The sequence below is a fragment of the Rhodoferax sp. TS-BS-61-7 genome (genome assembly GCF_002943465.1).
GTDB lineage: Bacteria > Pseudomonadota > Gammaproteobacteria > Burkholderiales > Burkholderiaceae_C > Allorhodoferax.
In genome coordinates this window covers 1-7,905 of the sequence record NZ_PTQY01000013.1, presented here as the reverse complement: position 1 = coordinate 7,905, position 7,905 = coordinate 1, and the positions used below count along the sequence as shown (strand labels likewise).

Sequence of the window (7,905 nt, the reverse complement as noted above, 5' to 3'; positions counted from 1 at the left end):
GCTGAGGTGGTTGTGGGTCATTGGCAAACCTGTCGGTGTAGGAACCAAAAGGCTAACCAATTCACTCCATCCTCAGCCCTTCGTCATGCGCTCATGAGGTGTCGCAATTCGATTTGGAAATCAAGATTTGGCATGTAAACAGCTGCTCCGTCACCTCTTTGCCCCACTGGGCGCCAGAGGCATCGTGGTGCGATCCGCCGATGGCAATGGAGCCGTGGATCACGCAGCCGGGGCGATAACCGAGGTGAATGTTCATGGCTGAGGAATTCCCGTACGCATCCAGGCTTCCACATCACTGGGTTTGACCAGGGTGCGCATCTCGTCAAACGCGGTCTGCGCCTCTGGGTAGTGGCGGCGCAGCAGGTTGAGCCATTGTTTCATGCGGCCGGCCTGCTGTTTTTTCTCCAGATGGGTTGTCGCTATGTGCCAGAAGGCGTGCATCAGGGGGGCCAAGTCTTGCCACGACCAGTCCTCACCCGCTTGGGCGATGCTGCCTTCCGCCGTGCCCAGGGCCGCCAGCACGCTGCGTGCCAAGGCCGGGCGTGCCACCATGCCACGACCCAACATCACAATGTCGCAGCCACTCTGCATCACCGCAGCCTGCGCGTCTTCCACGTTCCATATTTCGCCATTCACCACCACTGGCACCCGCACCGCTTCGCGCACATCGGCCACACGGCCCCAATACGCGGGCGGCCGGTAGCCCTGCGCCTTGGTGCGTGCGTGCACCACGATCTCGGCCGCACCACCGGCCTCCAGCGCGCGTGCGCAGTCCAGCGCCAGGCTATCGTCGTTGTAGCCCAGGCGCATCTTGGCCGTGACGGGAATGTGGGCTGGCACCGCGGCGCGCACCGCGGCCACGATGGTGTGAAGAATCTCCGGGTCTTGCAACAGCGTGGCACCACCACCATGCCGGTTCACCACCTTGGCCGGGCAGCCAAAGTTCAGGTCAATACCGGGTGCGCCCATCTCGGCCAAGCGCGCTGCGTTCTCGGCCATACACACCACGTCCGAGCCCAGCAACTGCGGCCACACCGGCACGCCAGCATAGGTGCGCGCACCAAAGGCCAGCTCGGGCACCGTGCGCAACAGCGCCTTCTCCGACATCAGCGAGTGCGTAATGCGGATGAACTCCGACACACACTTCTCCACCCCGCCCACGCGGGTCAGGATGTCACGCAGGACAAAATCGAGAAGCCCCTCCATGGGGGCGAGGTAGATACGGACGGGCACGGGGATGAAGAACTGAGAAAGGGACAAAGCAGTCGCGCATTGTCCCCCAACAAGGGAGCCGCCTTTAGAGCGGTTTGGCGCCAGCTTGCAGCAGTGCGCCTGGATCCAAGAAGAACATTTTCTTCCATCCTTGTGTCTCTGAACTAAAGCGCCATGGCAGGGGGATGAGCGACACCACGGCGTAGTGCAGATGTGGCGGCTTGCCTGCTGCGTTGCCGCTTGTTCCAACCAAACCGAGCACCGCCCCCTTGCCGAGGAAGCGGGGTGACGGATCGGCATCGGCCAAATGTGCGTAGTAGTGCACCCTCCATTTCGGCCCAAGGACCGCAACCACGTTGCCGCCAATACCAAGGCGGCCTTGATAGAGGACAACACCCGGGACGGCAGATACGACATGTCTACCTTGGGGTGCGAACACATCAATACCTTTGTGCACGCCGGAAACTCCCCATGGCTCGTACCAGAACGACTTTGGATTCCAGTCTTTTGCGGTAGCGCCAGCTACAGGGATGCGGGGCTCATCAGGAATGGCGAAACCAAGCCCGAGCAGCAAAGCGATGGCAGCTAGAAAGGTATACAGACGGTGACGCTTCATCTCATGTCGTGGCTTGGGGGGCGCTGTCAACGTGAAGATGACCGGACCACAACAACTCGCGGCGAAGCCGATTCCTGCTGTTGTGGGTACGTGTCGATTGACATGTTAAACCGCGTCTTACGGATCATTGGCGCTTGCCTTCGGGCGCTCTAGCTGCAGCGAGCGCCTCATTGAGAGTGTTTTCAGTAGGCATTAGGGCACCAGCCTCACTTACGCACTGCGCCGACTTTCTGCAATCGATAAGCATCGAGGCTTTCAAAGCGGCATAGTTGAGCAGGACCATATCTGCTTGCGCAAGCTTCCCTTCTTGCAACGCTGCGCGCGCCCCTGAGGTAACCATGAATGATGCCGCGGCCTCCTGAACTGAGATTGCTTGAATTGCTCTTTGCGTGATCTTCTCCGCGTCGTGCCGCGCGATGAAGTGTCCCGCCCAAAAGGCGCCAGCAATAGCGGCAGTCACTATGACCGGCAGTAGTAAGCTTGGAATACGCATGACTGGGTTTCAGCGGTTTAACGTTGGAGGCCACCGACGCACAGCAAGCGCCGCGCAGCGGCAACCTGCTGCTGTGTGTACGTGTGGGCCGACCAGTTAGAGCTCACCGCTTCTTGCTCCGCCTGAGCCAGCCGAGACGCCAGGCAATACCAAGGGCAATTGGCAGCGACAGGCCGAGAGCCAGTACCGAAGTGACAGTGAGTGAGCGAACAATGGTGTCTTCAGGATTGCGCAGATCGTAGTAGCGCTTGACCATCCCAACCGACGGGTTCTGAGTGCTATATGCGACTTGCATGTCTTTCTGTGCAACGTAGGCCAATGCGCCCTGTTGATCGGTTGGCGTGGTAGTAACCTGGTATTGCTGGCCGTTGACCTCGTACCGGTAACGCACCCGAAAACTTGTGTGCTTCTTGGATTTGGTTTGGATTAGCTCTTCGAACACCGCAGGTGAAAAGCCCGGTGCCTTTGATATCTCTTGGATGCGCGCGAGCCTCGAATACTCCTCCTCGCCGAAGAGATAACCGAGAGGCAACGAGAGGATGAGGGCTAAGACGATGAATTTCATTGGGACGTGGAATTAAGGGAAGCAGCTTTGAGTGAGTTCTAACGTTTGACATGAGGGGGGCACGAAAGGCATAGCCTTTTGGTCATGCCCTCGATGGAAGGGTTAGGCGTCTGGTAGGTCACCGAAGAACTTTGCAACGTCGTAGTTTGCAATACTGCGAGCCAAGCCAGCAGGTGAGACACCGTAGTTGTTGGATAGATTCGGATTTGCCCCGTATGAGCGCAAGAGTTGTATTGCATCGCCATTGCCTCTGTACGAGAACACTGCGTTGGACAGAGGAGTGTTTCCGTTTGAATCCGCCGCGTCGACTTTTGCTCCAACGTCCAACAAGAGCTTTGCGATGGGCGCGAAATCGGCTTGCGCTGCAAAGTGTAGAGGCGACCTGCCGTCGTCATCCTCTGCGTTGGGGTTGGCGCCGCCAGCAATGAGTCTTTGCGCCTCGTTTGCTTCTAGGTCCATGCAAGCGTAGTGCAAGGCGGTGCGACCAAGCTTGTCTTCACCAGGTGCACGGGGTTTTGTGTTCTTCTTCGATGCCATTGTCGAAACGCCTAACGTAATGTATGCCGCAAACCTTGCGGGATATTCTGGGCGCTGCGGAATAAACTGGGCATGGAATCCTCCTGAAGATGGCTTGCGTGTTGGGTCTTTGAAACCCGGCACTGCTCCGTCTCACCCTGTCCGCCTGATGGATCAGGTTCGCGAGCGAATTCGGTACTTGCACTATAGCTTGAGCACCGAGAAAACCTACCTGTACTGGATTCGTTTTTTTATTCGCTGGCAGGCTATTGATGGGCAAATGCGGAACCCGTGCGATATAGAAATGTCGCCACAAAATCCACAGCTTCTCTCACAACAACAAAGGGCGCCGAAGCGCCCTTTGTTGTTGTGATTACCGCACTACGCTTCGACAGGCTCAGCGCGAACGGGAAGTTGATGCGCGGATCAGTTGCGAATCAGATAGTCAAATGCACTCAGCGCCGCCTTCGATCCCTCGCCCGCCGCGATCACGATCTGCTTGAACGGCACCGTAGTGCAGTCGCCCGCCGCAAACACGCCGGAGGCATTGGTGTGGCCTTTGGCGTCCACGATGATTTCGCCGAACTTGCTCAACTCGATCGTGCCCTTGAGCCATTCGGTGTTGGGCACCAGGCCAATTTGCACGAACACGCCTTCCAGTTCCACGTGGTGCTCCACACCGGTGGCACGGTCCTTGTACTTGAGGCCATTCACCTTGCCGTCGGCACCGGTGATCTCGGTAGTCTGGGCGTTGGTGTGCACGGTCACATTGGGCAGGCTGTTGAGCTTTTTCACCAGCACGGCATCGGCCTTCAGTTGGTCCGCAAACTCGATGACGGTTACGTGGGCCACGATGCCAGCCAAATCAATGGCCGCTTCAATGCCCGAGTTGCCGCCGCCGATGACTGCGGTGCGCTTGCCCTTGAAGAGCGGACCATCGCAATGCGGGCAGTAGGCCACGCCCTTGTTCTTGTACTCCTGCTCGCCGGGCACGTTCACATTGCGCCAGCGTGCGCCGGTGGACAGGATGACGGTCTTGGCCTTGAGTGTGCCACCGTTGGCCAGCACCACTTCGGCCAGACCACCGGCTTGTGTGGCGGGGATGATTTTGTCGGCGCGCTGCAGGTTCATGATGTCCACGCCGTAGGAGCGCGTTTGCGCTTCCAGGGCCGCAGCAAATTTGGGGCCGTCGGTTTCCTGCACCGAGATGTAGTTCTCGATGGCCATGGTGTCGTTGACCTGACCGCCAAAACGCTCGGCCGCCACACCCACGCGGATGCCCTTGCGGGCAGCGTACACCGCAGCCGCGGCACCTGCAGGGCCACCACCGACTATGAGCACGTCGTAGGGGTCTTTGGCGGACAGCTTGGCGGCGTCTTTGTCAGCGGCACCGGTGTCCAGCTTGGCCACAATTTCTTCGACCAGCATGCGGCCGTTGCCGAACAGCGCGCCATTCAGGTAGACGCTGGGCACAGCCATGATTTCACGGGCGTTGATTTCGTCCTGGAAGGCGCCGCCTTCGATGACGGTGGTTTTGACCTTGGGGTTGAGGATGGCCATGAGGCTCAGGGCCTGCACCACGTCCGGGCAGTTGTGGCAGGTCAGGCTCATGTAGACCTCGAAGTTGAAGTCACCGTCCAGGCCTTTGATCTGGTCGATCACGTCCTGCTCCACCTTGGGTGGGTGGCCGCCGCTCCACAGCAGGGCCAGCACCAGCGAGGTGAATTCGTGGCCTAGGGGCAGGCCGGCAAAACGCAGGCTGGTGTCAGTGCCAGCGCGCTTCAAGGTAAAAGAAGGCTTGCGAGCGTCCTGGCCGTCATAGGCCACGGTGATCTTGTCGCTGCGCAGGCTTTGGATGGTTTGCAGCAGGTCGCGCATTTCCACCGAGTTGTCGTCCTCACCGAGGGACGCCACGATCTCGATCGGCAGCGTCACGCGCTCCAGATAAGCGCCGAGTTGGGATTTGAGGGTGTCGTCTAACATGGTGATTCCTTTGTCTGTTCAGTATTCACTACTGATTTGATAGCTGCTTGCGCATATTTCAAGCGGGCTACAGCCATATTTTGGGTATAAAAAAGCCGGACGGCCTGCTGCGCACGCAGCAGGACGCTGTCCGGCTTGGGAGCGCACGAGGCGCTCTGCCGTTGTAAGCCGGTTACTTAGATCTTGCCGACCAGGTCCAACGAAGGCGTGATGGTCTTGGCGCCTTCGTTCCACTTGGCGGGGCACACTTGGCCAGGGTGAGCGGCGGTGTACTGGGCAGCCTTCAGCTTGCGCAGAGTTTCTTTCACGTCACGGGCGATCTCGTTGGAGTGCACTTCCATGGTCTTGATCTGGCCTTCGGGGTTGATGATGAAGGTGCCGCGCAGTGCCAGGCCTTCTTCGTCGATGTGCACGTCAAAACCGCGTGTCAGGGCGTGGGTGGGGTCACCGATCAGGGGGAACTTGGCCTTGCCCACGGCGGGGGAGGTTTCGTGCCACACCTTGTGGGCGAAATGGGTGTCGGTGGTCACGATGTAAACCTCGGCACCGGCCTTTTGGAATTCAGCGTAGTTGTCAGCTGCGTCTTCCACTTCGGTGGGGCAGTTGAAGGTGAACGCGGCGGGCATGAAAATGAACACGTTCCACTTGCCCTTGATGGACTCGTCGGTCACGGTGATGAATTTGCCGTTGTGGAAAGCTTCGTTCTTGAAAGCTTGGACTTGCGTGTTGATCAAAGACATGGAGGGTTCCTCTAAAAATAGCCGTTCGATGAATGAACAGGACGAATCTTAGAGGCTCTGGGCCATGTTTTGGGTTGATTGATCCAATCAACCACATTGACTTTGCCTATGACGCCCGAAACACCCGGTGGTGCAGGCGGCGCAAAGACCACCAGACGCTGCCCGCCACCACCGGAATAGCGGCCGCAGCCGTCATTTCAGGGCTCCAGGGCCAACCCCAGTGCTGGGCACCCTTGGCCAAATAACTGGCCAAGCCGACGATGTAGTAGGTAATGGCAGCCACCGACAAGCCTTCCACCGTGGACTGCAGCTTGAGCTGCATGCCCTGGCGGCTGTTCATGGTGGCCAGCAAGGCCTGGCTGCTTTGCTGCTGCTCAATCTCCACCCGCGTGCGCAGCAGGTTGCTGATGCGCGAGACGCGCTGCGACAGCGCATCTTGCCGGCGGCTGGACCAGGCGCAGGTGCTGCGCGCGGGGGTCAGGCGCCGCTCCATAAATTCACCAATGGTCTGCATGCCGGCCAAGCGCGACTCGGCAATGTCTTCAATGCGCTTGTCCACCAGTTCAAAGTAGGCCGCGCTGGCCGAAAAGCGGGAGTGGGTGGCCGCGTGTTGGCTCTCCACCTGCCCAGCCAAGCGGGTCAGCCGGTCCAGCAGCTGGGGTTCGTCATCACGCGTGGCGGTACGGATAGCTTCGGCCAGCTCCGCCAGCTCACGCTCGGCACTGGCCAGCACGGCAGATGCCTCACGCGCAGCCGGCAGCCCCAGCAGGGCCGCCATGCGGTAGGTCTCGATCTCCAACAGGCCTTGCACCAGCCGGCCCAGGCGACGCGGTGTCATGCCGCCCGCCAGCAACACCATGCGCGAGAAGCCGTCGGCATGCACCGCAAAGTCGGTGTAGACCTCGCCAAAACCATCGGCCACGGTGGAGGCGACCAGGGTTTCTTCGTGCAGCACTTGGCGAATCCAGGGGCCGGTGTCTACCTCTTGTGTGGGCAGCACCCACAGGTGCAGGCTGGCCAGGCATTCGCCCGGCAAGGCAGCCAACCACTGCTGCGGCACGGCATCCAGCGCCAGCTCGGGTTCACGCTCTGCCCCGCCCTGCCCGGCAATCGGGCGCATGAAGGTCCAGGTGACAAATTCGGTGTGCAACTCCCAGCGCACCCGGTACAAGCCAAAGTCCATACGAATATGGATGGACGCAGCATCGGGTGGTGGCAAATGGTGATCGCGCGCCAGCGCGGCCATGTGGGCGCGGCTGGCATCGCGCTGCTGCGCGTTGCACACCATCACCACATGGGACAGCGCCATGGGCAAGCCCATGGGCTCTGGCGGGCGGGCGTGGACCTCGTTATGCAGCGAAAGGCGCTGCGCGTGTTGTACAGGCAAAAAGTTCAACGCAAGGTCCACATGTCAGAAAGCCTCAATCCTCAACAAAGGCCTCTTCACGCTTGGCCTTGATGGAAGGCATGAGCACGACGACAAGCAGCAGCACGGCAGCTGCGAGCAAGCCCGCCGAGAGCGGCCGGGTGATAAACACACTCCAGTCGCCACGGGAGAGCAGCAGCGCCCGGCGCAAGTACTCCTCCATCATCGGCCCCAGGATAAAGCCCAGCAAGAGCGGAGCAGGTTCCGTGCCCAGCTTGATGAACGCATAGCCAATGATGCCAAACAGCGCCACCATCCAGATATCCCAAGTGTTGTTGTTGGTGGAATACACCCCAATCGCACAGAACAACACGATGGAGGGGAACAACCAGCGGTAGGGAACTGTGAGCAGCT

General features: G+C 59.6%; 11 protein-coding genes. 1 reads left to right on the top strand and 10 read right to left on the bottom strand.

Going from position 1 to position 7,905, the window contains the following annotated elements:
- Positions 1–91: 91 nt before the first annotated feature.
- The 6 genes from C5F53_RS20300 to C5F53_RS19955 all read right to left on the bottom strand — a co-directional run bounded on the left by C5F53_RS20300 (position 92) and on the right by C5F53_RS19955 (position 3,423).
- Positions 92–256: a hypothetical protein gene (locus C5F53_RS20300; protein ID WP_161499965.1), complete on the bottom strand. Its 165-nt coding sequence runs from the start codon at positions 254–256 to the stop codon at positions 92–94.
- Positions 253–1,206 carry a tRNA-dihydrouridine synthase gene (locus C5F53_RS19975; RefSeq protein ID WP_105263176.1) on the bottom strand — a complete coding sequence of 318 codons (954 nt, stop codon included), beginning with the start codon at positions 1,204–1,206 and terminating at the stop codon, positions 253–255. The genes C5F53_RS20300 and C5F53_RS19975 overlap by 4 nt, the downstream gene beginning before the upstream one ends.
- A gap of 91 nt (positions 1,207–1,297) precedes the next feature.
- A complete protein-coding gene (locus C5F53_RS19970) occupies positions 1,298–1,828 on the bottom strand; it encodes a M23 family metallopeptidase (protein ID WP_105263175.1) in 531 nt (176 codons plus the stop codon).
- 124 nt (positions 1,829–1,952) lie between these two features.
- Positions 1,953–2,321, bottom strand: a complete 369-nt coding sequence (locus C5F53_RS19965; RefSeq protein WP_146097405.1) for a hypothetical protein — start codon at positions 2,319–2,321, stop codon at positions 1,953–1,955.
- A 103-nt stretch (positions 2,322–2,424) separates the two neighbouring features.
- Positions 2,425–2,886, bottom strand: coding sequence for a DUF3592 domain-containing protein (locus C5F53_RS19960; protein ID WP_105263173.1), 462 nt, complete (start codon positions 2,884–2,886; stop codon positions 2,425–2,427).
- Positions 2,887–2,988: 102 nt separating this feature from the next.
- Positions 2,989–3,423: an ankyrin repeat domain-containing protein gene (locus tag C5F53_RS19955; protein WP_105263172.1), complete on the bottom strand. Its 435-nt coding sequence runs from the start codon at positions 3,421–3,423 to the stop codon at positions 2,989–2,991.
- Between the two features lie 19 nt (positions 3,424–3,442).
- On the opposite strand from C5F53_RS19955, the gene C5F53_RS20800 reads away from it, so the two are divergent.
- Positions 3,443–3,775, top strand: a complete 333-nt coding sequence (locus tag C5F53_RS20800; RefSeq protein WP_370446761.1) for a phage integrase N-terminal SAM-like domain-containing protein — start codon at positions 3,443–3,445, stop codon at positions 3,773–3,775.
- Between the two features lie 53 nt (positions 3,776–3,828).
- Here C5F53_RS20800 and ahpF read toward each other — a convergent pair whose 3' ends face one another.
- From ahpF to C5F53_RS19930, 4 genes are all read right to left on the bottom strand, one after another.
- Positions 3,829–5,385: an alkyl hydroperoxide reductase subunit F gene (ahpF, locus tag C5F53_RS19945; protein WP_105263170.1), complete on the bottom strand. Its 1,557-nt coding sequence runs from the start codon at positions 5,383–5,385 to the stop codon at positions 3,829–3,831.
- 176 nt (positions 5,386–5,561) lie between these two features.
- Positions 5,562–6,125 (bottom strand): alkyl hydroperoxide reductase subunit C, encoded by a 564-nt coding sequence (gene ahpC, locus C5F53_RS19940; protein ID WP_105263169.1) that lies wholly within the window; start codon positions 6,123–6,125, stop codon positions 5,562–5,564.
- Positions 6,126–6,231: 106 nt separating this feature from the next.
- The gene (locus C5F53_RS19935; protein ID WP_255413722.1) at positions 6,232–7,521 is read right to left on the bottom strand and encodes a DUF3422 family protein; all 1,290 of its coding nucleotides are present in this window, start codon (positions 7,519–7,521) and stop codon (positions 6,232–6,234) included.
- A 25-nt stretch (positions 7,522–7,546) separates the two neighbouring features.
- A partial coding sequence (locus C5F53_RS19930) for a tripartite tricarboxylate transporter permease (protein WP_201740903.1) occupies positions 7,547–7,905 on the bottom strand: 359 nt, incomplete at its 5' end.